Source organism: Chryseobacterium koreense CCUG 49689 (assembly GCF_001045435.1).
GTDB classification, from domain to species: Bacteria; Bacteroidota; Bacteroidia; order Flavobacteriales; family Weeksellaceae; genus Kaistella; species Kaistella koreensis.
Genome location: NZ_LFNG01000003.1, coordinates 146,356 through 170,440, shown reverse-complemented (window position 1 = coordinate 170,440; position 24,085 = coordinate 146,356). Strand labels below are relative to the sequence as shown.

The 24,085-nt window shown below is 39.6% G+C and carries 24 protein-coding genes; 6 read left to right on the top strand and 18 right to left on the bottom strand.

Going from position 1 to position 24,085, the window contains the following annotated elements; translation table 11 throughout:
* Positions 1 to 605: 605 nt before the first annotated feature.
* Entirely contained in the window at positions 606 to 1,262 is a 657-nt protein-coding gene (gene fsa / locus ACM44_RS02750) for a fructose-6-phosphate aldolase (protein ID WP_048498570.1), read from the bottom strand.
* A 147-nt stretch (positions 1,263 to 1,409) separates the two neighbouring features.
* On the opposite strand from fsa, the gene ACM44_RS02745 reads away from it, so the two are divergent.
* From ACM44_RS02745 to ACM44_RS02735, 3 genes are all read left to right on the top strand, one after another.
* Positions 1,410 to 1,985 (top strand): YceI family protein, encoded by a 576-nt coding sequence (locus tag ACM44_RS02745; RefSeq protein ID WP_048498569.1) that lies wholly within the window; start codon positions 1,410 to 1,412, stop codon positions 1,983 to 1,985.
* 28 nt (positions 1,986 to 2,013) lie between these two features.
* Complete coding sequence (locus ACM44_RS02740; RefSeq protein WP_048498568.1) at positions 2,014 to 2,661, top strand: alpha/beta hydrolase; 648 nt, start codon at positions 2,014 to 2,016, stop codon at positions 2,659 to 2,661.
* 109 nt (positions 2,662 to 2,770) lie between these two features.
* Positions 2,771 to 4,189, top strand: coding sequence for an L-serine ammonia-lyase (locus tag ACM44_RS02735; protein ID WP_048498567.1), 1,419 nt, complete (start codon positions 2,771 to 2,773; stop codon positions 4,187 to 4,189).
* Positions 4,190 to 4,209: 20 nt separating this feature from the next.
* Here ACM44_RS02735 and ACM44_RS02730 read toward each other — a convergent pair whose 3' ends face one another.
* From ACM44_RS02730 to ACM44_RS02705, 6 genes are all read right to left on the bottom strand, one after another.
* A complete protein-coding gene (locus ACM44_RS02730; RefSeq protein WP_048498566.1) occupies positions 4,210 to 5,571 on the bottom strand; it encodes a phage tail sheath family protein in 1,362 nt (453 codons plus the stop codon).
* Positions 5,572 to 5,631: 60 nt separating this feature from the next.
* Entirely contained in the window at positions 5,632 to 6,474 is an 843-nt protein-coding gene (locus ACM44_RS02725) for a prephenate dehydrogenase (protein WP_048498565.1), read from the bottom strand.
* Positions 6,475 to 6,521: 47 nt separating this feature from the next.
* A complete protein-coding gene (locus tag ACM44_RS02720; protein ID WP_048498564.1) occupies positions 6,522 to 6,893 on the bottom strand; it encodes a hypothetical protein in 372 nt (123 codons plus the stop codon).
* The gene (locus ACM44_RS02715) at positions 6,894 to 8,087 is read right to left on the bottom strand and encodes an alanine dehydrogenase (RefSeq protein ID WP_048498563.1); all 1,194 of its coding nucleotides are present in this window, start codon (positions 8,085 to 8,087) and stop codon (positions 6,894 to 6,896) included.
* A gap of 89 nt (positions 8,088 to 8,176) precedes the next feature.
* Positions 8,177 to 8,584 carry a tRNA (adenosine(37)-N6)-threonylcarbamoyltransferase complex ATPase subunit type 1 TsaE gene (tsaE, locus tag ACM44_RS02710; RefSeq protein ID WP_048498562.1) on the bottom strand — a complete coding sequence of 136 codons (408 nt, stop codon included), beginning with the start codon at positions 8,582 to 8,584 and terminating at the stop codon, positions 8,177 to 8,179.
* A gap of 33 nt (positions 8,585 to 8,617) precedes the next feature.
* Positions 8,618 to 9,619 carry an isoaspartyl peptidase/L-asparaginase family protein gene (locus tag ACM44_RS02705; protein ID WP_048498561.1) on the bottom strand — a complete coding sequence of 334 codons (1,002 nt, stop codon included), beginning with the start codon at positions 9,617 to 9,619 and terminating at the stop codon, positions 8,618 to 8,620.
* A 280-nt stretch (positions 9,620 to 9,899) separates the two neighbouring features.
* Between ACM44_RS02705 and ACM44_RS02695 the strand changes: the two genes are divergently transcribed.
* From ACM44_RS02695 to clpP, 3 genes are all read left to right on the top strand, one after another.
* On the top strand, positions 9,900 to 10,628 hold the full coding sequence (locus ACM44_RS02695; protein WP_048498559.1) for a T9SS type A sorting domain-containing protein: 729 nt from the start codon (positions 9,900 to 9,902) through the stop codon (positions 10,626 to 10,628).
* A gap of 105 nt (positions 10,629 to 10,733) precedes the next feature.
* Positions 10,734 to 12,659, top strand: a complete 1,926-nt coding sequence (gene dnaG / locus ACM44_RS02690; RefSeq protein ID WP_048498558.1) for a DNA primase — start codon at positions 10,734 to 10,736, stop codon at positions 12,657 to 12,659.
* A gap of 125 nt (positions 12,660 to 12,784) precedes the next feature.
* Positions 12,785 to 13,468 (top strand): ATP-dependent Clp endopeptidase proteolytic subunit ClpP, encoded by a 684-nt coding sequence (gene clpP, locus ACM44_RS02685; RefSeq protein WP_048498557.1) that lies wholly within the window; start codon positions 12,785 to 12,787, stop codon positions 13,466 to 13,468.
* 112 nt (positions 13,469 to 13,580) lie between these two features.
* Here the strand turns inward: clpP and tpiA are convergent, their stop codons facing one another.
* From tpiA to ACM44_RS02630, 11 genes are all read right to left on the bottom strand, one after another.
* The gene (gene tpiA / locus ACM44_RS02680) at positions 13,581 to 14,342 is read right to left on the bottom strand and encodes a triose-phosphate isomerase (RefSeq protein WP_048498556.1); all 762 of its coding nucleotides are present in this window, start codon (positions 14,340 to 14,342) and stop codon (positions 13,581 to 13,583) included.
* Between the two features lie 77 nt (positions 14,343 to 14,419).
* Positions 14,420 to 14,770 (bottom strand): tellurite resistance TerB family protein, encoded by a 351-nt coding sequence (locus ACM44_RS02675; RefSeq protein WP_048498555.1) that lies wholly within the window; start codon positions 14,768 to 14,770, stop codon positions 14,420 to 14,422.
* A gap of 29 nt (positions 14,771 to 14,799) precedes the next feature.
* Positions 14,800 to 15,882 carry a BT_3928 family protein gene (locus ACM44_RS02670; RefSeq protein ID WP_048498554.1) on the bottom strand — a complete coding sequence of 361 codons (1,083 nt, stop codon included), beginning with the start codon at positions 15,880 to 15,882 and terminating at the stop codon, positions 14,800 to 14,802.
* A gap of 43 nt (positions 15,883 to 15,925) precedes the next feature.
* Positions 15,926 to 16,495, bottom strand: coding sequence for a DUF1599 domain-containing protein (locus ACM44_RS02665; RefSeq protein ID WP_048498553.1), 570 nt, complete (start codon positions 16,493 to 16,495; stop codon positions 15,926 to 15,928).
* 80 nt (positions 16,496 to 16,575) lie between these two features.
* The gene (locus ACM44_RS02660; RefSeq protein WP_048498552.1) at positions 16,576 to 17,178 is read right to left on the bottom strand and encodes an IMPACT family protein; all 603 of its coding nucleotides are present in this window, start codon (positions 17,176 to 17,178) and stop codon (positions 16,576 to 16,578) included.
* A gap of 70 nt (positions 17,179 to 17,248) precedes the next feature.
* Positions 17,249 to 18,271, bottom strand: a complete 1,023-nt coding sequence (ribD, locus tag ACM44_RS02655; RefSeq protein WP_262486466.1) for a bifunctional diaminohydroxyphosphoribosylaminopyrimidine deaminase/5-amino-6-(5-phosphoribosylamino)uracil reductase RibD — start codon at positions 18,269 to 18,271, stop codon at positions 17,249 to 17,251.
* 63 nt (positions 18,272 to 18,334) lie between these two features.
* Positions 18,335 to 18,931 carry a hypothetical protein gene (locus tag ACM44_RS02650; RefSeq protein WP_048498550.1) on the bottom strand — a complete coding sequence of 199 codons (597 nt, stop codon included), beginning with the start codon at positions 18,929 to 18,931 and terminating at the stop codon, positions 18,335 to 18,337.
* Between the two features lie 66 nt (positions 18,932 to 18,997).
* Positions 18,998 to 21,070 carry a DUF349 domain-containing protein gene (locus tag ACM44_RS02645; RefSeq protein ID WP_083993627.1) on the bottom strand — a complete coding sequence of 691 codons (2,073 nt, stop codon included), beginning with the start codon at positions 21,068 to 21,070 and terminating at the stop codon, positions 18,998 to 19,000.
* A 73-nt stretch (positions 21,071 to 21,143) separates the two neighbouring features.
* Positions 21,144 to 21,881 carry a shikimate dehydrogenase family protein gene (locus ACM44_RS02640; RefSeq protein WP_048498549.1) on the bottom strand — a complete coding sequence of 246 codons (738 nt, stop codon included), beginning with the start codon at positions 21,879 to 21,881 and terminating at the stop codon, positions 21,144 to 21,146.
* A gap of 105 nt (positions 21,882 to 21,986) precedes the next feature.
* Positions 21,987 to 22,436 (bottom strand): GAF domain-containing protein, encoded by a 450-nt coding sequence (locus tag ACM44_RS02635; protein ID WP_048498548.1) that lies wholly within the window; start codon positions 22,434 to 22,436, stop codon positions 21,987 to 21,989.
* Between the two features lie 31 nt (positions 22,437 to 22,467).
* A complete protein-coding gene (locus ACM44_RS02630) occupies positions 22,468 to 23,898 on the bottom strand; it encodes a hypothetical protein (RefSeq protein ID WP_048498583.1) in 1,431 nt (476 codons plus the stop codon).
* Positions 23,899 to 24,085: the final 187 nt, after the last annotated feature.

Below are 24,085 nucleotides of genomic sequence, written 5' to 3'. Positions count from 1 at the left end.
AACAGTAATTTTTATCTAAATTTGAACCTACATTAACACATGAAAAAAGCAGTTCACTGAATGAAAAAAGGGGTGGTCAGTTTACTCCGAAATTAGGTGGTCAGTTTAAACCGAACTTAGGTGGTCAGTTTAAATTGAAACTGGGTGGTCAATATCACCGAAGTTTCCATCCTGATGTCTAATTTGCGATAATATTTTACTCAACACGATTTCCATAGCATAGTCTTTTTTGAAGTTATCACTATTTGTTTCGGAATTGCAACTATTGTTGTATGCCAAAATTTGGCAATAATATTGAAACCAATATCACAGGTTCTCCCCAGTGTGGGATTTTTTTTCAAAGATTTTTATATTAGGGAGGATGAAAAAAGGGTAAAGCAGTAATATACTTTACCCATTAATTTATTACATTTGCAGTAATGATTTACAAGGTAATCAAATGAAAGCAAGTGCAGTAAGCACCATTACTAAATCGTTACCGATAAGGTTTTCAATTCTTGTAAACTACTCTTTATAAACAACTTTGAACCTTATTAATCTTTTTTTAAATAAAAAAAACCAAGACAAGAAATTGCCTTGGTTCTATTGATTTTAAATCAAGTTTCTTACGACATCTTTTTAGCATCCGCTACGAATTGCGCCAAACCTTTGTCGGTTAAAGGATGGTTCAATAAATTCAGAATTGAAGCCAAAGGAGAGGTCACCACATCTGCACCGATTTTTGCGCAGTTGATGATGTGCATTGGCGAGCGAATGGATGCAGCCAAGATTTCAGTATCGAACATATAGTTGTCGAAAATCACTCTGATTTCTTCGATCAGGGTCATTCCGTCCACAGAAATGTCGTCTAATCTTCCAAGAAAGGGAGATACGTAGTTTGCACCGGCTTTCGCGGCAATTAAAGCTTGTCCTGCGGAAAAAATCAAAGTGCAGTTGGTTCTGATACCTTTGTCTGCAAAGTATTTCAAAGCTTTCAAACCATCTTTAATCATCGGGATTTTCACCACGATATTCGGGTGGATTGCCGCCAGTTCTTCACCTTCCTTAATCATCTCGTCATAAGTGGTTCCTAAAACTTCCGCGGAGATGTCGCCGTCTTCCACGATTTCGCAGATCGTTTTGTAGTGGTTCAGAATTGCCTCTTTTCCACTGATTCCTTCTTTTGCCATCAATGAAGGATTGGTGGTAACTCCGTCTAGAATTCCTAAATCCTGAGCTTCTCTGATTTGGTCTAGGTTTGCCGTGTCAATAAAAAATTTCATATACTTTCTAATATTTTTTGCAAAGGTAAGATTTTGAAAGCCAATTCAGAATAAAATTGATGAAAGAGAAAATCCCTTTTTTTAATTTAAGTCTAAAGTTAATCCTAAAAATTAAATGAAACGGTATATTTGCTAAAATTTAAAGAGATGAGGAACGTGCCCACATTGGTTTTTGTGTTTGCTTTTTCAATGTCACTTTTCGCCCAATCCAAGAAAATCACTTTTTCAGAGATTCGATGGAAAGCCTATAAAACCTTGAAATCAGAATCCATGTCCCATTTCGGAACGGTGAAATTGAAATCCGGAAATCTCATTTCTAATGGTAATGAACTGACCGGCGGTAGTTTTATTATCGACATGAACACGATTGATGCCGAAGACATGAACGGAAATCCAAAACAAAAGAAATTCCTGGAAAACCATTTGAAAAGTGATGATTTTTTTGATACCGAAAAATTTCCGGTAACTGTTTTTCAAATCAAGTCGGTCAAGAAGATTTCAGGGAAGGACTATAATTACCAAATTGATGGAATTCTCAATATCAAAGGAATTTCTAAGACTATTTCATTTCCCGCAAAAGTGGTCGAAAATAACAAAGCCATCAGCATTACTTCCGCCCAATTTACCTTTAACCGAAAACATTTCGGGTTGAAATACAATATTTTCGAAGATATGTTGATTTCCAACGATGTGGAGATGAATGTGAAAATTTCGGCACAATAATTTCTGTTTCTTTATTGAGTTTTTGACGATGAAAGTTTACGTTATCAGTGGAATGGGGGCCGATTTCAAAGTTTTGGAAAAGCTCCGGTTTCCAGAGAATCTGGAGGTGGTATTCCTGGATTGGCTGATGCCGGAACAGGGTGAAAGTCTGAGCCACTATGTTCAAAAAATGGCAGATAGAATTGATGATTCCGAACCGTTCTATTTGTTGGGATATTCTTTTGGTGGAATGATTGCGCAGGAAATCGACAAGTTGAAACCTGCAGAAAAAATTGTAATTCTGGGAAGCATAAAATCTAAGAATGAAATGTCGGGCTTTATCAAATTGGGTCAAGTGACGAAGCTCGCGCACTATCTGCCGGAAGTCCTGTTTAATGAAAAATCCGGATTAGCCTATTCCTTTTTCCGAAAACTTGTGGACCCGAATAATCCGAAAATAATGAAATATTTCACCGTCAGGAATCCTTATTATTTGAAATGGTGTGTCGCGAAAATTTCCGGCTGGAAATCGACCGAGATTAACCCAAAAGTCGTTCAGGTTTTGGCGGATCATGATGTGGTTTTCCCGCCAAAATATTCCAAGCCGGAGTATATCGTGAAAAATGCCACTCATCTTTTTCCAGTTACTAAACCAAAAGAGGTTTCGCGGATTTTGGCCGAGATTTTTACTTCATAGACCAAAGAACTGCTGTTTCCACCCAAAATCTACGGTGATTATTCCTGAAAAGGTTATCCAATAATTTATTTAGATTTATCTTTGTGCAAACATTAGCATTTTACACCTCATGGAATCCATAAGCGTTTTTGAAATCATCAAAGTTGGAATCGGCCCATCAAGTTCCCACACAATGGGACCGTGGAATGCTGCGGAAAACTTCTTGAAAAAAATCAGAGCTGATTATCAAATTCGTGATGTGAAAGAAGTTTTCGTGGAATTTTTTGGTTCACTCGCAAAGACTGGAATCGGTCATGGAACGGACATTGCGGGTATGCTCGGACTTTCGGGTGAAAACTTTAAAACCATTGACACTACGAAAATTGAGGAGAAAATTGAAAAAATTAAGTCCTCCAACGAACTTAATTTGGGTGGCGAAAAAATAATTCCATTCGTTTATGGAAAACACTTGATTTTGAATAAATCGAAGTCTTTGAATTTTCATCCGAACGGGATGATTTTTAAGGCTGTCTTTGATGATGGTCATGAAATTTCGCAGGATTATTATTCCGTCGGTGGTGGATTTATCGCCACGCAGAACGAAAATTCGATGGAGAAACATTGTATTCGAACGCTTTATCCATGTCATAACGGTGCGGATGTACTGCGAAATACGGAAAAATTAGGTTTGGATAAGATTTCAGATTTAATTTTCCTGAACGAAGAATCATGGCGAACAAGGGAAGAAACCGAAGCGGAAGCACTTTATATTTGGGATCAAATCAAAGAATGTGTTTACAAGGGAATTAACAAGGATGGAATTTTACCGGGAGGCTTGAATGTAACCCGGCGAGCGGCAGGTCTGAACAGGAAACTGCTCGGTGATAAAGTTTATGAAAACCTTGACCAATGGTTTCAGCTCGTGGTGGACGCGGAGGAATCTTTTACGAATATCAATAAATGGGTTTCCACTTTCGCCTTGGCTGTGAACGAGGAAAATGCCAGTTTTGGAAGGATTATCACTGCTCCAACCAATGGCGCGAGTGGCGTGATTCCGGCGGTTTTAATGTATTCGCAGGCGTTTACTGAATTTCAATCGGAAGACGATATCATCAGATTTATTTTGGTGGCGGGAGAAATCGGGACTTTATTCAAAAAAAATGCAACCATTTCTGCGGCGATGGGCGGCTGTCAAGCAGAAATTGGAGTCTCCTCGGCAATGGCTGCCGCAGGTTTGACCGAAATCATGGGCGGAACTCCCGGCCAAGTCCTGATGGCGGCAGAAATCGCAATGGAACATCATCTTGGGATGACTTGCGATCCCATTGCGGGTTTGGTTCAGATTCCTTGCATCGAAAGAAATTCAATGGGAGCTATGAAGGCAATCACGGCAGCAAATATCGCGCTGGAAAGCGATCCCACCAAAGCTAGAGTGAGTTTGGATCAAGTCATCCAATCGATGTGGGAAACCGCTCAAAGCATGAGTGACCGTTTCAAGGAAACTTCCGAAGGCGGTTTGGCAATTGCGGTGAACGTGCCGGAATGTTAGTGAAATCCGTATAGAAAATATTAGATTTTTCCGGTTAAAACTGAGCAATGTAGAAAAATGAATTCTGCAGGTCTTACAGGGGCAATTCCAATTTGGAGCACAATTCGCCCGGCAGCAATATCCTGTTCGGTCATCGTTTCATTTAAGCCACATAAAACTAGATAGGCATGTTCCGGTTTTGCGCCCATAAGTGCTCCTGAATTCCAAAAACGGTAAAGGTAATCGCTGGCCATTGATTTTATTTTAGACCAGGTCTTGACATTGTTTTCTTCCAGAGAAAATTGGTGCAGCGAATTCTGGATTTCTTTTTCGATTTTGTTTGCCAACCGGCGAATGGGAAAGTATCTCCATTCAATTTCATTTCCAGCCAATGTTCTGCTTCCCCAAATCAGGTTTCCTCTACCCGCGAAATAGCGTATGCAGTTGATGGGTTTTTCTGACAGGTTCAAGTTTACTGATTGCTGATCACTGTCTGTCATTGATATTTCAGGCCTTATCACTTGGTTTAAAGCTACTACGGCGGGCGCTTTCCAGATCCCTATATTCATATCATTTTTCATAATCGCCCCCATTACCGCTCCACCGACGGGAATAATGACCGAAAAATGATCAATCGCATTCTTATATTTGGAGATTTGGGTATTGGTGAAGGAGCTCAAAGGATGAAAAAAACCATTCTTACTGATTTCCACTGCAGATTCATCATAGCGATAGCTGCAGGAAGTTTCCACAGAAGGGAAAAATGATGCTCCGAATTTCAAGGAATTTGAATTAAGTTTTGCCCTATAGTCGGTAATGATGTTTGGATAATTATCCTCAGTGGCTTTCGGAAGATCCAGAATAGCGAAACCGCGATGGATTTCACAAAATTCAAGTAATTCCTGCTGCAAAAGGTAGAAGTCCGTTTCCGATAAATTTTGACTTTCGGGAGCGCTGATCAGAAGAGTTCCGTTTTCGCTTTGCAAAGCTTCCAGACCTGTCTTGAAATCATTTGCGGTGATTGTTTCACCAATTTCTTTGAATAAACCCACGGAAATTATTTTGCATGAGTTTCCTCCGTTTTCAAAGAAGAGTTTCACGGAATAAAATAAGTTGTGCTTTGATTTTGCGCCGCTAAAACAAACCTGAAAACGATCCTCACCAGAATTTGAAAAATCATGAATCACCAAGTTTTTTTCAGCTTGTGCTGTTCCGAAAAATTTTTCAAATTCCAGTATGGAATGGATTTCAGTGGGAATATTCTGGATACTTTGGGCGTTTTCGTTTTGGCATTTTTCTGAATAGCCTAAGAATACGGCGGTGTTTTCTAAAGATTTTACTGTTGGAATTAAATTATTTTTTAATTCCTCAATATAAACGCCGGGAAAATTCCATTTTGCCATGGGGATTAGTTTTTAGTAAAATTACAATATTTAAACTAATCAAAATCAGCTTACTGGAGTTTATTTCAAAATTCCGCGGATTCTGTTGGCATTGGTAATCAACTCTTCCAGCAACTCATAATTTTCCTTTTCCAAAGCTGATTTGAACTTTCTGAGCTGGGAAATATGTTCGTTCAGGACGTCCAAAATATTTTCCTTGTTTTGCTTGAAAATGGGGACCCACATTTCCGGATGCGATTTAGCCAACCGAACCGTGCTTGAAAATCCGGAACTTGCCAACTGAAAAATGGTCTCTTCTTCGCGTTCTTTTTCTAGGACGGTATTTGCCAAAGCATAGGAGGTGATGTGTGAGATATGCGAAATATAAGCGGTGTGGATGTCGTGGTCTTCCGCGCTCATGTACAGCAGGTGCAGATCTAAGTTTTTTGCGACTTCTTTCGCCAATTCCAGTGCATCTTCTGCGGAATCGTTTTGGTTGCAGATTACGGCTGCTTTTCCCCCAAAACTTTCTGCAGTTGCAGATTTTGGACCGGAGTCTTCCGTTCCCCACATGGGATGAAAGGGTACGAAACGATTTCTTTTGGGATGGTTTTTCACGGCATATACGATCCCTGATTTTGTGGAACCCACATCCATCACGGTTTGATGGTTGTCAACTAAATTCAGAACGCTTGGCAAAACTTCCCGGGTTGCATCAACGGGTATTGCGATGATGATGAGTTCAGAATTTTTCACTGCGTTTTCCAGCGAAGAAATTTCATCGATGATTCCTAAACTTTTGGCATCTTCCAAATGTTTTTCATTAAAATCTACCCCAAAAACATAATCTGCAAAATGTTTTTTCCGAAGTTTCAGCGCTATGGAGCCGCCAATTAATCCGATTCCGATTACCGCGATTTTCACTTTTTGAAAGAAGAATTAAAAATTAATAAAGAATAATTTAAAGGCGATTACCGAAGCTTTTTGAATGAATTGAAAGTGGTGGTTTTTTCGCATTTCTCATAGGAAATTTCGAACTTTGGATTTTTTTTCGGGTAAATTAAAACGTATTCGGGACAAGGCTTTTTTTGTGCAAGGCTTTTATCGAAGTTGATTTCGCCTTTGGTAATGACGCTGTCTCTAAGGAATTTTTCATCCATTTGATGAGCACTCATCTCCGCTTTGAAACTTTCGGAATATTGGAAATCTTTAGACAAAGTTTCTGCAATCACTCTGGAATTCGGTAAATAGCCGCTGCAGCTCGCGCCCTTTTTGTTAAGGATAAAAAACGTCAAAAGCAGTCCCGGAATCAATCCGATTAAGAAAAATCTGAGTTTTCTCATTTAAAAGATTAGGAGGTTAATATCGTGGTAAGTAAGGTCGAATCGGTCGCAAAGGATTTTCTTCGTGTGACGCCCTTTGTACATATATAGGGATTGCTTCATTTCGTTTTTATGGACGAGCATGTTTTCAAAGCCGCCCTCTTCATCGTAGTTTAGGAGATAACTCAAAAAGAAGTTGGAAATTGCTTTGGTCGTAGTTCGCGGCATTTTAGAAGTGAGGTTGGGCAAGCCGCTGTGAATCACGCCGTGTTTGATGATATACGGATTTTCCATGCTGGTCAGTTCAGAAGTCTCGATGACATTGCCATTGTCAATTGTCACGTCGATGATTACACTTCCTTTTTTCATCTGGGCAACCATTTCTTCGGTAATGATTGGGAAAGCACTTAATTTGGAGTAGGCGCCAATGACCACATCTGCTCTTTTCAGACTTTTTGCCAATTCTTTGGGATCAACAATCGAGGTTGGAACTCTGCCATCCACCATCATGTGGAGTCTGCGGAGTTTTGATAGTGAATTGTCAAAAACTTTTACACTTGCTCCCAAACCTAGAGCGGCTTTTGTGGCAAATTCACCCACGATTCCTGCGCCAAGAATCACCACTTCCGTTGGACGAACCCCGGTAATTCCACCCAGCATCAATCCATTGGATAACGCTAAAAGTTCTGCAGCATACAGGATCGAGATATTTCCCGCTATTTCTCCAATCAGCCGTACCAGTGAAAGTTGCTTATATTCATCGCAGATAAATTCGAACGCGATTGCGTTGATTTTTTTCTCGGAAAGTTTCTTGAAATATTCCTGGTCACGCAAATTGATTTGCAATGCGGAAACCAGGTAGGTGTTCGGTTGAAGGTATTCTATTTCTTCGGTCGTTGGAGGATTAATCTTTAAGACCAAATCTTGCTCAAAAGCTTCTTTGGGATCGTTGGTGATTTTTGCACCCGATTCGGAATATTGCAGATCGGTAAAGAATGAACCTTCTCCGGCACCGGATTCCACCACAATTTGATGTCCGTTTGCAACCAAAACCTGCACTGCGTCTGGAGTGAGGCAAGTTCTCCTTTCGTGGAGACAAGTTTCTTTCGGGATTCCGATTCCGAACTGTTTTCCTTTCTTCACCACCTCCAGTTTTTCTTCTTTGGGAATTAATTCTTCTTCGGAAAATGGTGTGAATATCTGTGTATGACTCATTATTAAAGATGTTGATGATTGCTTGCTAAAACATTCATCGATTTTGGTTTAGCAAAGATACAATGATTTGGTAATTGGCAAATAGCCATTTACCTGAAATCTACGGTTCGTTCAGTTCCGGATGTTTCGATGGTCATTTCGTGGTGAGGTAAATCGGCCAGTTCCTGCTCGTAAATTTCAGGCCATTCGATAATGCAGAGGGCCGCGTTATCTAAATATTCTTCGATACCGATATCATAAACTTCACCGATGTTCTTCATCCGGTACAAATCGAAATGGAAAATCTTTCCATTTGGCGAATGGTATTCGTTGACAATCGCATAAGTGGGGGAGGAAACTTCATCGCTGCTGCCTAAATTTTTAAGCAAATATTGGGTGAAAGTCGTTTTTCCAGCACCAAGATTTCCTTTTAGCAAGAGAATAGGATGCTGAAGTTTTGGCAGGATTTCGTCAATCACGTTTTGCCATTCTTCGATTTTATGGATTTTAAATTGCATGGGGCAAAATTAAGAATTTTCGGATTTCATTTTCTACCGGTAGATTTCAATTTCAATGTCACCGTTTTCAGTCACTGCTCCGCGATACATTCCCGCAGTATTGAATGGCATTGCAATATTTCCGTCTTTATCTAAAGCAATTAATCCGCCGTCACCGCCCATTTTTCCAATTTCATCGATCGTTTCCTGGGCTGCAGTTTTCACATCTTTATTTTGATATTCCATTTTTGCGGCCACAGTTCTGGCAGCGGTGGAACGGATGAAAAACTCGCCCCATCCCGTTCCTGAAATTCCAACTTGGGAATTGGCGTAAGTTCCCGCACCAATAATTGGGGAGTCGCCGATTCTGCCAAATTTTTTGTTGGTCATTCCACCCGTGGAAGTTCCTGCAGTGATGTTTCCCTCTTTGTCTAATGCAATCGCCCCCACTGTGCCGAATTTTTGGTCGATGGAATAAGAATCCGGTAAAGTATTTTGCGAAGTCTTCTTATTTTTTTCTAATTCTTTCTGTTTGGCTTTTTGCAAACCGTGCCACCGGTCTTTTGTCCAGAAATATTTTGGATCCACGATTTCCAATCCTTGTTCTTTCGCAAAAGTTTCGGCTCCGGTTCCGGCGAGCATTACATGTTCGGATTTTTGCATTACCGCAATCGCTGCTTTGATCGGGTTTTTTATAGTGTGAACTCCTGCAACCGCACCTGCGGATTTGTCTTTTCCAAACATGATGGACGCATCCATTTCGTTTTTTCCGTCTGCGGTGAAAACGGCGCCTTTTCCGGCATTGAAAAGTGGTGAGTCTTCCATGACGACTATTGCGGCGGAAACCGCTTCGATGCTGGATTTTCCTTTTTCAATCTCGGCATATCCCGCTTTCAATGCTTCCGTCAATTTTTCGCGATAGGCTTTTTCCTTTTCAGGAGTCATGTTTTCTTTGGTGATCGTTCCCGCGCCACCGTGAATGACCATGACATATTTTTTTTGTCCATAAATAAACGTGGTGAACAAAACTAAGAAGGCAAGAATTACTTTTTTCATTAATAATTTTTTTCAAAATTAGTCATTATTATGTGATGGAAAGACTTTATCGGGGCAAAGTATTCCAATTTTCAGAGGAAGTCCAGAACATTTTATTGTTGATATTTAACGCACAAGCGCAATTGAAGTCATCAAGAAAGGATTTGATTTCCATTCTAAAACAGCGTGGTTTCTATGAAATTCCATTAAATAGTATTAAATTTCATAAAATATGGGTAAATTATTAAAAGTAATTGAAATATTTAATAATTTTGTTAGTGAACCTTTAAAATCAAACTCTATGAAAAAATTTTATCTTCTGACCAGTCTATTGATTGGTTTTTACAGTTTTTCACAGGTCGGTACTTTATGTACTGATCCTATTGTGATTAGTACGCTGCCTTATACCACCACAGACAACACCGCAAATTATGCGGATAATTACGATCCGCAAACCGGCACAAGTCCTGCATGTGTCAGCACCACTTTTGGAAATTTCTACCATGGTGGAAATGATGTAATCTACTCTTGGACCGCGCCTTCTGATGGTTCCATCAAAATTGAAATTCCGAATGCCGTTGCCTGGACCGGTATGTTCGTTTATACCGACTGTGCCAATATCGGCGTTAATTATGCCGCGTGTGCAACTAGTCCAACAGCCAAAACATTGACGATTGACAATTTCGCGGTGATTTCTGGACAGAAATACTACATCTATATTTCTTCGTGGCCAAGTCCACAAACCGTTCCTTATACCTTGAAAGTGACTGCAATCAATTTGGCGACCGAGAACTCGGTGAAAGTGAATGGATCTGCAATTTATCCAAATCCGGCAGGAAAAGAACTGAACTTTAGAACTGAAAACCCTGTCCATTCAGCGACCATATATGATATGAGTGGAAAAGTCCTCCATAAAATGAATGTTTCAGATGGCAAGATTTCCGTGGAAGATTTGAAACCCGGAAGTTATATCATCGAATATACGGACAGAGCGGGAGTTACCGCAACCAAGAAATTTATCAAGTCTTAAAGTAAGTAGATAAACAGAACCAGACCCTTCAATTTTTGGAGGGTTTTTCATTTTTAAAATGCATCTTGAGGCGATTTTAAAAAACTTATTTCCTATTTTTACAGCATGATTTCAAAGGCAACCATCGATAAAATTTTCTCTACCATCCGTGTGGAAGAAATTGTTGGTGAATATGTGCAGCTGAAAAGAGCGGGCTCTAATTTCAAGGGATTGAGCCCGTTTCATGATGAAAAGACGCCGAGTTTCGTGGTTTCTCCCAGCAAACAGATTTGGAAAGATTTTTCTTCGGGAAAAGGTGGTACCGCGATTTCTTTTTTAATGGAAATCGAAAATTTCACCTATCCTGAAGCACTTCGGCACGCTGCAAAAAAATACGGAATCGAAATTGAAGAAGATAAGCGTGAATACACTGAAGAAGAAAAGCAGCAGCAAACGGATAAGGAGCTGCTCTACAAAATCCACGAAGTGGCGAATGATTTTTTTCAGCACCAGCTTTTTGATACCGAAGAAGGAAGGTCGATCGGTTATTCTTATTTCAAGGAAAGGGGACTCCGAGATGAAATCATCCGGAAATTTCAGCTTGGTTATTCGCCGGAACAGAAAAATGCGTTTACGGAATTTGCTTTAGATAAAGGATATTCGAAGGATATTTTGGAGAAATCGGGATTATCTATTTTTCCTGATCATGCGCAAGATGGCGTGGACCGGTTCAGAGAAAGGGTGATTTTCCCTATTCACAGTTTTTCCGGGCGGGTTTTGGGATTTGGTGCGCGAATCCTCAAAAACAATGTCAAAACCGCAAAATATCTCAACTCTCCGGAAACCGAGATTTACCATAAATCCAATGTCCTTTATGGCTTAAACCAAAGTAAACAATCCATTTCTAAGCACAACCTCTGTCTTTTGGTGGAAGGTTATATGGATGTGATCGCACTTCACCAAGCAGGAATTGAAAACGTGGTTTCAAGTTCCGGTACCGCTTTGACGGTGGAGCAAATCAAACTGATCAAACGGCTCACTGAAAATGTCACGATTCTCTTTGATGGAGATTCGGCCGGAATCAAGGCAAGTTTCCGAAGCATCGATATGTTGCTTTCAGAGTCCATGAATATTAGGATTTTGCTTTTTCCGGATGGGGATGATCCCGATTCTTTTTCCAGGAAACATCCGCAGGAATATGTGGAAAATTTCATTAAAAATGAAGCCCGTGATTTCATCGACTTTAAAGCTGAAATTTTACTGAAGGAAGCAGCAGAGGATCCCATCAAAAAAGCGGAAGCGATCCGGGATATCGTGAAATCGGTCGCTTTTGTGACCAATGCCCTGAAACAGGAGATTTATTTAAAGGAAATTTCAAATCGGTTTGGACTTTCGGAACAGTCGCTTTTTAATGAGTTGAATGTTCAGAAACAGATTAAAAATCAGCAGGTTTCCGCAGTGCAAAGACCGGCAGTTGCCAATCAAGTGAAGTTGGAAAAGGTTGCCGATGTTTTTGAAACCGTAAATCCATTGCTGATTTTGGAGGAAAAACTGGTAGAATTAATGCTGAAATATGGAGACCGCGTCCTGGATCGAAAAGATGAAGAAGACCAAGCCTTTCAAATCACGGTGATTGAGGAAATTATCGCTCATTTGGAAGAGGATTCCTATGAAGTGCAATCGCCATTAAACCAAAAGATAATTGAAGAGATAAAATCCGGAATTTCTGAAAACCAGCTTCGTGCCGGAGATTTCTTTAAAACTTTGATGGATGAAGACATCACCGGAAAAGTTGCTGATGCTTTAGTGGAGCCTTATGAAACCAGTGATTGGGCGAAACACCAGATTTTTTTCAGCACGGAAGAAGAGGTGCTCCCGAAAATTGTGCAGGATGTAATTTTCAGACATAAAAGAGAATATATTTTGAAAATCGTCAATGATATGAAGGCCGAATTATCTGAGACGGAAAACAACGATGAAACCTATCGCAAAATCATTTTGCTGAACCAGCTTAGAAAGCAGTTGGATGAAAAACTGTACCGGATTTTGTGACAGATTGTCGGATTTTTGATTGTGGAATATTGTTTGAGAGAAGTCATAGGAATGTAGTCCGAAGTCATTAGTAACCAAGCTGAAAACTTGTAGTAAATCATTAACTTTAAACAAAAAAAAATAAAATGGACATAAAAAAAGATTTCAGAGATTTCTCTGTAAAACATTTGGGAAATAGTGGATTGGTAACCGACCAGTATATGGGAATGTTTAACCCGACCAATCTCACGCCATACATTATGGAAGAAAGGCGTTTAAACGTTGCTCAGATGGACGTTTTTTCAAGGTTAATGATGGACAGGATTATTTTCTTGGGAACCGGAATTGACGATCAGGTTGCAAATATTGTGACTGCACAATTGCTTTTCCTCGAAAGTTCGGATGCATCCAAAGACATCCAGATCTATATTAACTCTCCTGGCGGAAGCGTTTATGCCGGATTGGGAATTTATGACACGATGCAGATCATCAAACCACACGTTGCCACGATCTGTACAGGAATGGCGGCTTCCATGGGTGCGGTGCTTTTGGTTGCAGGAGAAAAGGGAAAACGTTCGGCACTGAAACACTCCAGAGTGATGATTCACCAACCTTCCGGCGGAGCTCAAGGTGTGGCGTCTGATATGGAAATCAACTTACGCGAAATGCTTAAACTGAAACAGGAACTGTATGACATCATCGCGCATCATTCCGGACAAACCTACGAATGGGTTGAAAAAAGTTCAGATCGGGATTATTGGATGACTTCTTCCGAAGCTAAAGATTTTGGAATGGTGGACGAAGTTTTGGAGAGAAAAACTGAAAAATAGCTTCTAGCGAATATAGAGAGCTGTTTGTCAAAGGCAGAATAGTGCCATAGGATTTAAATAAAATGCGCCCCAATTTGAGGCGCATTTTTGTCGATTGTTCCAGGTTTTTTTTTCAGGAATTGAAACCTTCAATAATTTTTGCAAAATCTTCAATTTTCAAAGCGGCTCCTCCGATCAAACCACCATCAATGTCCGGTTGCGAGAAGATTTCTTTAGCATTGTCTGGTTTCACAGAACCGCCATAAAGAATAGAGATTTCGTCTGCAACCTCTTTTCCGTACTTGGCGGCGATGAGGTTTCTGATGTGTGCGTGGATTTCCTGCGCCTGTTCCGGCGTAGCGGTTTCGCCGGTTCCGATGGCCCAAACCGGTTCGTAAGCAATCACTACTTTCTTAATTTCATCAGCAGTAAGGGTGAATAGTGCCACTTCTGTCTGGTTTTTCACCACCTCCAAATGTTGGCCGGATTTTCTTTGCTCCAAAGTTTCACCGTTGCAGTAAATCGGGATCAATCCTTTGTCCAGGGCAAGCTTGATTTTTCTGTTGCAATGTGAATCGGTTTCGCCATGGTATTGCCTTCTTTCAGAATGTCCGATGATGGAACCGGTCGCTTCGATGGATTCCAGCATGGAGGCAGAGATTTCTCCGGTGTATGCGCCGCTTTCGTGTTCGCTCATGTCCTGAGAGAAAACGCCTACTTCATCTTTCTCATAGAGGTCTTTTGCCATCATTAAATAGAGCGATGGTGGCGCGATCCAAACTTCGCAATTGGTAGGATTGTTTTTTTTGTATTCCAGGATCTGAAACATGAGTTGCTGTGCATCAATCACGTCCTTGTTCATTTTCCAGTTTCCTGCCACGATATTTTTTCTCATAAAGCTTCCTTATTTAGATGTTTTAAATGATTTCGGTTTTTAAGATTTTCTTTAGCGCCATTTTCGGCATTCACCAATCAGGATAATCCCCACATATTTTTCAGCAGTTTATAGAACTGGTGTTCTCTGTCGGTGACTTCTTCGTCGGCTTTGATCAATGATTTGGCGAATTGGATGAAGTCCAAGCGCTCTTTTTCGGTGGAATCTTCATGGAAGCATCTTGCATGAAACTCAAAATGATCTTTCCATTCTTCAGGTTGCAACAAAGCAATGACATGCAATTCGTTATCTAAATTAACTTTAAACGGAAATTCTTCCGCTAAATATTCCTGGATTTTCATTCCTTCTTCGGGCGCGAATTCCCCGTCCACAGAAGATAAAATCATCAAAAGGTGATAACCTGCTATTGATTTATTAGATTTTTGCATAACGCGTATTTTTTTGGATGTTTTAAAACTTAATTTTTCAGATAATCTTCTGCCGACATTTTATCTAATATTTTGCCCCTTTCCAAAACCAGGACGAAAGGATTGCTTCTCGCAATAGTTTTGATCGCTGTTGCATCCATCATGGCTTTAGGAATCTGTGTGAAGGTATTCGGATTATTTGAAACCCCCAGAACATAGGTGTCTTTTTCTTCGCTGAGTAACTTTTCGGTTTTTTCCAAGATGTTTTTGTCCACATTTTGTGGAGCATAGGAAAAGAGGAGCACCGCTTTTGGAGCCATTAAAACAGCGTCGGTCAAGTCCATTCCTTCTAAGTTTTCTGGTTTAAACTTCATGATTTCAGACGCATATCCCTCTTTTACAATTTTAGAAGTAGTTTTACCTTCCTGGATTTTCCATGGCGAACCTTCTTTCCAATATTCTTCTTTGTTTACATAATCATCCTGATTCACGTCGATCACCTCGCCGGTTTTTTCATTTTTTAAGGAGTAGAACGTTTTGTATTCCGATGGATTTTTCTGAATTTTTTCTTTTTCGGAGATCAAGTTGGTCCCGATCTTATAGTCTCTGAAATCGATGAGTGGTTCGTGTTTTATGCCATGTGCGGTGACCATTCCCATTGCAATGACAAAAGAAATCAGTGCGATGGTTTTTGCCTTTCCGTTATTTTCATGATTGAAATCTTTGCGATAAAGCTGCCATAAAAGCAAAAGCCCCAAAAGGAGTGCGATATCTTTCCAGAAGCTTTGCCACGGTGTGAATTTTAGCGCATCACCAAAACATCCACAGTCGGTCACCACTTGGAAGTAGGCGGAATAAAACGTGAGAAACCCGAAAAACACGCTTAATGCGATCAGAACTGAAAGGGTGAATTTCAAACGGATTTTGAGCAAAAGCATGAATCCAAAAATGAGTTCCACCGCAACCACAATGATCGCGATCGGAAGTGCCTGCTTTTCAAAAAACGGCATATTAAAGACTGAAGGTGAAAAGTATTCTTCCAATTTAAAGGAAAATCCCACTGCATCTATAGCTTTCACAAATCCGGATGCGATAAAGATCAACGCAATAATAACTCTTAAAATGTGCTTCATAATGGTCCTAAATAAAAATCCGTTTTTTTTTTAAATATTACTTTCAGGTAAATTTTCCCTTAAACTCCGCGTTTTCCTCCCAAATCTTAATTAAAGAGAAAACGGCGTAATTCAAGATGTCATAATAATTGGCATCCAAACCTTCTGAAACAAGGAGTTTTCCCTGTCTGTCTTCGATGTTTTTCACCCGCAAAACTTTCTGGTAAATTAAATCGGTGATAGAAGTGACCCGCATGATTCGCCAAGCTTCGCCGTAATCGTGGTTTTTGCGCATCATCAAATCTTTCGCCTCTTTGGCAAATTTGTCGTAGAGCTGCATAGTGGAATCCCTGTTTTCTTCCAGGTTTTCAGAAGTTCCCTTTTCCAGCTGAATTAATCCGATGATGGAGTAGTTCACAATCGCAATGAAGCAGTCTTCTTCATTCTCATCATCCACTTTTTGCACCGCGGAAGTTTGCAAAGTGACCAGGCGTTTTACCTTGATATAGATTTGGTCTGTAACCGATGAAGTGCGTAAAATTCTAAAAGAAGATCCATAGTCGTAAAACTTTTTTTCAAAAAGCTCACGGCATTTCATAATCACTTCATCAAACTGCAATGACGTTCTGTTCATAATTTTCTTAATGTTTCAAAGATAAGGATTTGGCCTGAAAAAAGCAGTATGGAAACTGGAAAACTCCCTGCTCCACAAAATTAGATGAAATCGAAAGTAACGTGTTGTATTTCTGATAATTGCGCAGTAATTTGCTCTTTTTCGGCCAATTTGATGTTCGCGAATATTTTGCAATTTTCCTCGGAAATGAAATCCAGAATTTTTGCCCCGAATTTATTCAGCATGGTGAAAATAATGTTTTGTTGCTCGAAATGGAATTGGATTTCAATTTGCGTTTCCAATTCTTTGGTGATGATTTCGGCTTCCTCCAAAGTGAGTTTTGCAGATTCTTTGTAGGCCTTCACCAATCCGGAAACACCAAGTTTCGTTCCACCGTAATAGCGTACCACAATCAATAAAATATTGGTGAGGTTATTCGCAAGAAGTTGGTTATAAATCGGCAATCCTGCAGTTCCGTTGGGTTCGCCATCATCATTTGCACGGTAATTTTCGCCACTGATTCCCAGTCGAAATGCATAGCAATGATGAGTCGCTTTCGGATGTTCTTCGCGGATTTTTTCCAGGGATTTCTTTACCTCCATTTCGGAACTCACCGGAAATGCAAAGCCAAGGAATTTACTTCCCTTTTCTTTCAGAAGGACGTTGTCGACGGGTGATTTGATGGTTTGAAATTCGAATTGCATGAGAAACCGGAATATTAAAACTAATATTTGCTGCTAGAATTTGAAAGGTTACAGAAATGAATCTACAAATTTAGTGCTTAAAAAAGAAAATTCTGCAATCTCCCCATTGTTGGTCAGCAATTGGTTTATAGGTAAAAATGGGAGCTTTCGTGCCGTTTGTCAAAAAAAGGTGTTCATTCACTGTGATTTGGGCTTCATCCCATAAATCGGAGTCGATCAGTTGTTTCAAAGTGAAACTTCCTCCTTCCACCAAAACCGACTGAATCTGAAGTTCGTGAAGTTTTTGCATCATGTTTTTCAAGAAATTCTTTCTTTCAATTTTGATGAATTTCAGATTCCCTTCCGTCAGATCTTTCTTTGAATTCAGGATGATGGTTTCAGCTTCATCATTAAATATATTGAAATCTCCAGGAACGCTTAAATCAAGATCAATCAGGATTCTCACGGGATTTCTTCCAATAATTTCGCGGGTAGTCAAACTCGGGTTATCGCCCAGTGCAGTTTTGGTTCCCACCAAAATGGCGTGTTCCTCGGTTCGCAATTGGTGCACCAACTGTTTGCTTAAAGGATTTCCGATTTGATAGGGTTTGAAATCTTTGTCCATAAAACCATCTGCAGATTGTGCCCATTTCAGCAAAATGTAAGGACGTTTTTTTTGATGAAAAGTGATGAAACGTTTGTTCAGTTCCATACATTCTTTTTCCAAAACGCCCGAAACCACTTCTATTCCTGCATTTTCTATGATTTTTTTTCCGTTTCCGTTTATTTTTTCATGTGGATCCAGCGTTCCAATCACCACTTTTTTGAAACCAATTTCCACAATTTTGTTTGCACAAGGCGGTGTTTTCCCGTAATGGGAACAGGGTTCCAGGGAAACATAAATCGTGGAGTCTTTCAGCAGTTCCGGGTTTTTTACGGAGTTGATCGCATTGATTTCAGCGTGGTTTTGTCCGGCTTTTTTGTGATAGCCTTCACCGATGATTTTTCCGTCATGAACAATTACACTTCCCACCAGAGGATTCGGGTAGGTGTTTCCAAGGGCTTTTCGCGCAAGCTCGATGCAGCGCTGCATGTAGAATTCGTCGGTTGACAAAGTGATTTTTTAATAGTTTAAAGGGATTCCGATTATTACGAAAAATGGATTTTCGGGGCGGAATTATTTAGAGCCGGTGGTCGCGGTCTGCACTTTGATTTCCGGAATTTTGTATTCAATCATCGCGGTCATCAAAGGATCCCGCTGTTTTGCCAGGATTTTCACTGCAGATTTTGGATCGCCATAAATCCTTTTTCCATAATTGACCATCAGGAAGCTTTTCTGGGTTCCGTTGTCAAATTTCTTAAACCTGAAAATGTCATATTCCACGAAGGAATCACCGTTTGCGGGGGATTCAGAAATGTAATAATCAACGATATACTCTGATCCATCGGGACTTTCAGATACGTTTACTTTGGCATATTTGTCCTCCTTTTGTTTTTCCTGAACCATTTCCACTTTTTGCCGGACCGCATTTTCAATGTCAATTTCTTTGTTTAAAAAAGTATATTCAAAGATCTGGTTGAATTTCTCCAGCTCTTCGTCTTTCGGAAGATATTGTTGTTGGAATAGGGTTTTGGAACGTTGTTCGGCGCGGATCAGATAAAATTCTGTTCCATTAAAATCAATCGGATTAGGAACGTTCAGCAAATCTTTTTCCTGGGCATTGATGAAAGTCAATGAACCGAAAAACGCTAAAAGCAATATTTTTTTTAACATAACATATTCGGATTATGAAAAAAGCCACAAAAGTTTCTTCTTTTGCGACTTTTTGTGGGGTTGATATTACTGATTTTCGCCCGCAAGAATCTGATGCAGACTTTGCTTCATGCTTTCCAAGTGGGATTTTTTCTCGTCTATTTTATCAAAAGTGTCTTTCAATAAAGGATTTTCACGGGTGGAATTGCTGAAGAATCCGAGATTGTTTTCAAGCTTGCTGATTTCTGCCTCCAGATCTGAAATCTGATTTTTGATTTTTCTGGCTTTGTCTGTCAATTGATTTTCAGATAGTCCTTCCTCTTTCAGTTCATATTCACTGATTTTATTGAGTCGGAGCTTTTCCTTCAAGGTCTTATTGAACTCGGAATTGATGGAGATTTTCTCTCTCGGTACTTTTCCGACTGCATTCCATTTGTTTTTGATTTCTTCAATTTTCTCTACACTTCCTTCCTCGTCACCGATTTCCTTCAATTCATCCAGAAGTTGTTTTTTATGTTTGTAATTTTCCTTCCAATTGTCATTTACTGCATTGTTTTTTTCGCGGTAGTTATTGAAGAAAGTGTTGCAAGCTTCGCGGAAGTCATCCCAAACTTTATTGGTCATGCTTCTTGGAACGTGGCCGATCTTTTTCCAGTCTTCCTGGAGTTTTTTGAAAAGCGGAACTGTGGTTTCCCAATCTTCGGAAAGCATATTGTCTTTCGCGGTTTGGATGAGTTTCAGTTTTTCATCCAGATTGGTTTGCTGGGAATTTTTCAGCCCTTTGTAAAACTCATTTTTCGCGGAATTGAAATTTCTTAAATGGGTTTTGAAGTCATTCCAATTTTGGTTGGATACTTTTCTAGGAACGCTTCCCAATTTCAGGAATTCACTTCTGAGTTCCTCGATTTTTTTGATGGCATTTTGCCAATAATTATGGTTGGGTGCTTTCTCAGGCGAAGTAATTTTTTTGATTTCCTCGATGATTTTGTTTTTCTTTTCAAGGTTTTCTCCTTGTTCCTTTTCTATTTGTTCAGAAAGTTCGCCTTTTCTTTCATGGATTCTATTTGAAATTTCCTTGAATTCTTCCCAGGTTTTTTCCCGGAATTCTTCCGCTACCGGCTCTGCTTCTTCTCTCCATAGTTTGTGCAGATATTGCAGTTCGTTCAGTGCCTTTTGCACAGAAGGTTCCGTTTCCAGTTCTTTTGCCCGCTCAATGATGTGCTGCCTTTTTTCCAGGTTATGGGTATATTCCTGTTCCAAAAATTCCTTGTTCAAATCGAGCATCTGATAGAACTGGTTTAAATGATGGAAATAGTTGTTGTTCAGTAATTTGAATTCTGATTTTGCAACCTGACCTGCATTTTTCCATTCCTCTTTAATCTCACGGATTGCCTTGAAAAGATTGGTTCCAACTTCGGTATTGGTATAGAGATTTTTCAGTTTCTCTATGATATTTTGTCTTTCTTCCAGATTTTTTCCGTGACTTTCTTCCTGCTTTTTATTGTATTGGTCATTTTTTTCTCGAAAAATATTGATCAATACAGAAAGTTTTGCAGATGCTGGATGTTCAAAACTGAAATTTTCTTCAGGATTTCCGGATGCTAGAAACGCTGCCTTATGATCCGCTGTTTCTTCGGAAATATATTGGTTGGCTTGATCTCTCAGCTGGCTGAATTTTCGATACTGTGCTCCTGCATCATCTTTGTTGATGAGGGATTCCATTTCTTGAAGAATTTCCGGTAAAGTGAGCACGGCAACTTTGCTCAGTTCTTCATCATGTTCTTCTTGTGGTTCACCATCTTCAGCTTTTTCGAGGAGCGTTTGCTCTTCAGGAATCTCAGTTGAATTTTGGTGATCAAAATCTGTTTGGATGGGTTGATCATTTTCCTGATGTGGATTTCCGTCGTCTGCCTTGGTTCTGTCAATTTCAGAAAGTACTTGTTCTTCCGGAATTACTGTAGATTGCTGGGTATCGACATCTGCTTGATGTTCCGGCACCGTTTGTTCTTCAGCTGCATTTTCGGGGATTTCCTGGATTTCGGTGGCTTCTGCGTTTTCGGAATCCGAAATTTCGGAAGTCAGGGATTTATTTTCACTTAAAACCTCTTCTGCAATTGGTTTTTTTTCGTTGTGGTCAGAGATTGAATCTTCTGTAATCATGGCTAACTATTTTTTAATTAAAAGACAGACGGTTATTTTCGGGTTTTGTCCTGAAAAAGTGCACTAATTTAACCTATTTTTTTGGAAAATTCCAAATTTCCCAATTTTTTTCCGCCTGCTGTTCGAGCATGTAAAATCCATTGGTGGTTTTAGCTCCATTTTTCGAGGCATTTTTAATGAAGGCCGTATAATTTGGATTGTAAATTAAGTCGATGACCAGATGCTTTTCAGTGAGTGCATCAAAAGGAAAATCTAGGCAGTCCTCTACATTTGGGAATGTTCCAACGGGAGTACATTGAATGATCAGATGATGCGCGGCAACGATTTCTTTGCTGAGGTTCTCAAAATTCAGTTCATTCTTTCTTGCCACAATTCTGTAGGGTATTCCATGTTTTTCCAGCACGTATTTTACCGCTTTTGCTGCACCGCCATTTCCTAAAATCAATGCGGCATGATGAAAATTTTTTCGGTGTAAAAGGAGCGTTTTCTCGAAACCAACTGCATCAGTATTGAATCCTTTTTTGATATTGTTTTCGAAAACGATACAGTTTACTGCACCCATTTTTTCGGCTTCGTCACTGAGTTCGTCCAGATAAGGAATTATTTTTTCCTTGTATGGAATCGTAACATTTAATCCCAATAGATTTGGAATTTGGAAGATCTTTTCCACCTCAGAAATATCGGTTAAGTCAAAAATTTCGTAAGTGTAATTTTTGAGCATCAAATTCTGAAACTTGTTCTCAAAATATTTTTTGGAAAAAGAATAGGAGATATTTTTCCCGATGATTCCCAATTTTTTTGGTGTTTCCATAATTCAAAAATAGAAAAAAGACCGGTAATTATCCGATCTTTTAAGATGATATATTTAATGAATACTGATTTTTACTTTCAGCGAATTCACTCCTGATAAAACAGTTTACAAAATCTTCGCGATCTCTTGGCAAAGCCATTCCAACATTTCCCGATCCTCCTCTGTGAAGGGATCGATGGTGTGCGAGTCAATGTCGATCTGGCCGATATTTTCACCGTTTTTGATGATAGGGACCACTATTTCTGCTTTGGTATCGATCGAGCAGCTCAGATAATTGTCTTGCTCGTGAACATCTGGAACCACGAAGGTTTCATTCGAAACGGCAACCTGTCCACAAATTCCTTTTCCGAATGGAATGATTTTATGGTCAGTTTCCGCACCCACATAAGGTCCGAGGATCAGCTCTTCTTTGTCACCATTCTTAAAGTAAAATCCGGTCCAGTTGAAATAGGGGATTTCCTGATCCAAAAGCTGGCAAATTTTCAAAAGTTTGGTATCTGTATGCTGGTTTGGACTTTCAATAATTGACGAAAGTCTCTTTTTTAATTCTGACATTTTAAATTGTTTTAAAGATTTCGGCTGATTTTTAAGAGAACTCTTTCAATTTGAGTTCCTCTTTATATCCAAACATTCCACGCTCCTTGATCATTTCCGCAACACCGAAAGGAAGCTGTGATTCCCATCCCTCCTCATGATTTGCGATTTTGGAGAGAATTTCCCTCGAGTATATTTCGGAATAATCCGGATTGTAGTTTTTGATGTCAACAATTCTGTTGTTGAGTTTGAAATATTTGTACAGTTCCTTCAAATTATCGTTGACTTTCAGATTATTTGAAGTGAGCAGCTCGTGTGTTTCCGGATCTTTGTAGGGATAAAGGTAAACCCTCATATCCTGACGGAAAAATTTCCCGAATGCCTCCAAAATTCCGCCTGAAAGGTTTTTGTAATAATTCTCGTCGAAAACATCAAGCAGGTTGTTCACGCCCATTGAAACACCGATTTTGCCCGCGGTGTAATTTGCAAAATAATCGATCAGTCGGTAATATTCGGAAAAATTGGAGATGATGACGTTGTAGCCTAATTTCGCCAAAACATCCACCCTGTCCAGGAAATCTCTTTCATCAATCGCACCGGAAGCACGCAAATTGGAAATAGTGATTTCAAATAAAACTTCGGTTTCGGAATCATCTGCGAAACCCCAATCTTTCTTGAACATTTCAAGCCCTTTCACAAACATATCTGTATTGACCAGGGTTACAGGCCTGAAACTTCCCCGGATTGCGAAAATATTCTTTTTGTAAAGCACATCTGCAGGAAGCATGTTGTTTCCCTGTGAATTGAAAATCACCGCATCGGTCATTCCGTTTTTCACCAGTTGAAGGCTCATCAAACGATTGTCCACATAAATGAAATCAGGGCCGCTGAAATCAATCATGTCAATTTCAACATTGTCGGTGGAAATATCGTCATAAAGCGATTCAATCAGCTTTCGCGGATTGTCTGAATAATTGAATGCGCCATAAATCAGATTCACTCCCAAACTTCCGAGCGTTTCCTGCTGAAGTGTGGCATCGTTCTCTTTAAATTTTACGTGCAAAACGATTTCGTTATAATCTTGATTTTCATCTAGTTGAAATCGCAATCCAACCCATCCGTGACCTTTTAAAGTCTTGTTAAAGTTGATGGTTGTGACCGTGTTGGCGTAGGAAAAAAACTTTCTTCCCGGGAAATTATCTCTACAAAGCCTTTCCTCAATCAGTGCCACTTCATACCGCAGCATTTTTCGCAAACGGTTTTGGGTGACGTACCTGTTTTTAGGTTCCTTGCCATAGATCGCATCGCTGAAATCCTTATCATAAGCCGACATTGCTTTTGCAATGGTTTTCGATGCGCCGCCTGCTCGGAAGAAATGGCGCACGGTTTCCTGTCCGGCTCCAATTTCGGCAAAAGTTCCGTATATATTTGAATCTAAATTGATCGCTAAAGCTTTCTGCTTCGGAGTTAATTTTTGATTAATCACTTGAATCACTTCTTTTTGCAAAAATACGAATAATTAAGGAATTTTAGATTAGAATTTTGGGCTTAGCTTATAGATAAATGTCATATTTTATAAATTCCAAATGACCTGAATTTGCCTTAATGCCGATCATTGATTAAATTCATCATGAAATAATTCCACAACCAAAATAAAATCCCGATTTTTG

Coding starts and splice junctions, on each gene's coding strand:
- ACM44_RS02650 (WP_048498550.1), bottom strand. CDS start 18,931: ATGTTAAAAAAAATATTGCTTTTAGCGTTTTTCGGTTCATTGACTTTC.
- ACM44_RS02660 (WP_048498552.1), bottom strand. CDS start 17,178: ATGCAATTCGAATTTCAAACCATCAAATCACCCGTCGACAACGTCCTT.
- ACM44_RS02670 (WP_048498554.1), bottom strand. CDS start 15,882: ATGAAGCACATTTTAAGAGTTATTATTGCGTTGATCTTTATCGCATCC.
- ACM44_RS02675 (WP_048498555.1), bottom strand. CDS start 14,770: ATGCAAAAATCTAATAAATCAATAGCAGGTTATCACCTTTTGATGATT.
- ACM44_RS02645 (WP_083993627.1), bottom strand. CDS start 21,070: ATGATTACAGAAGATTCAATCTCTGACCACAACGAAAAAAAACCAATT.
- ACM44_RS02735 (WP_048498567.1), top strand. CDS start 2,771: ATGGAATCCATAAGCGTTTTTGAAATCATCAAAGTTGGAATCGGCCCA.
- ACM44_RS02635 (WP_048498548.1), bottom strand. CDS start 22,436: ATGTCAGAATTAAAAAAGAGACTTTCGTCAATTATTGAAAGTCCAAAC.
- ACM44_RS02740 (WP_048498568.1), top strand. CDS start 2,014: ATGAAAGTTTACGTTATCAGTGGAATGGGGGCCGATTTCAAAGTTTTG.
- dnaG (WP_048498558.1), top strand. CDS start 10,734: ATGATTTCAAAGGCAACCATCGATAAAATTTTCTCTACCATCCGTGTG.
- ACM44_RS02695 (WP_048498559.1), top strand. CDS start 9,900: ATGAAAAAATTTTATCTTCTGACCAGTCTATTGATTGGTTTTTACAGT.
- ACM44_RS02705 (WP_048498561.1), bottom strand. CDS start 9,619: ATGAAAAAAGTAATTCTTGCCTTCTTAGTTTTGTTCACCACGTTTATT.
- tpiA (WP_048498556.1), bottom strand. CDS start 14,342: ATGAGAAAAAATATCGTGGCAGGAAACTGGAAAATGAACAAGGACGTG.
- ACM44_RS02715 (WP_048498563.1), bottom strand. CDS start 8,087: ATGAGTCATACACAGATATTCACACCATTTTCCGAAGAAGAATTAATT.
- clpP (WP_048498557.1), top strand. CDS start 12,785: ATGGACATAAAAAAAGATTTCAGAGATTTCTCTGTAAAACATTTGGGA.
- ACM44_RS02745 (WP_048498569.1), top strand. CDS start 1,410: ATGAGGAACGTGCCCACATTGGTTTTTGTGTTTGCTTTTTCAATGTCA.
- ACM44_RS02640 (WP_048498549.1), bottom strand. CDS start 21,881: ATGGAAACACCAAAAAAATTGGGAATCATCGGGAAAAATATCTCCTAT.
- fsa (WP_048498570.1), bottom strand. CDS start 1,262: ATGAAATTTTTTATTGACACGGCAAACCTAGACCAAATCAGAGAAGCT.
- tsaE (WP_048498562.1), bottom strand. CDS start 8,584: ATGCAATTTAAAATCCATAAAATCGAAGAATGGCAAAACGTGATTGAC.
- ACM44_RS02665 (WP_048498553.1), bottom strand. CDS start 16,495: ATGAACAGAACGTCATTGCAGTTTGATGAAGTGATTATGAAATGCCGT.
- ACM44_RS02720 (WP_048498564.1), bottom strand. CDS start 6,893: ATGAGAAAACTCAGATTTTTCTTAATCGGATTGATTCCGGGACTGCTT.
- ACM44_RS02730 (WP_048498566.1), bottom strand. CDS start 5,571: ATGGCAAAATGGAATTTTCCCGGCGTTTATATTGAGGAATTAAAAAAT.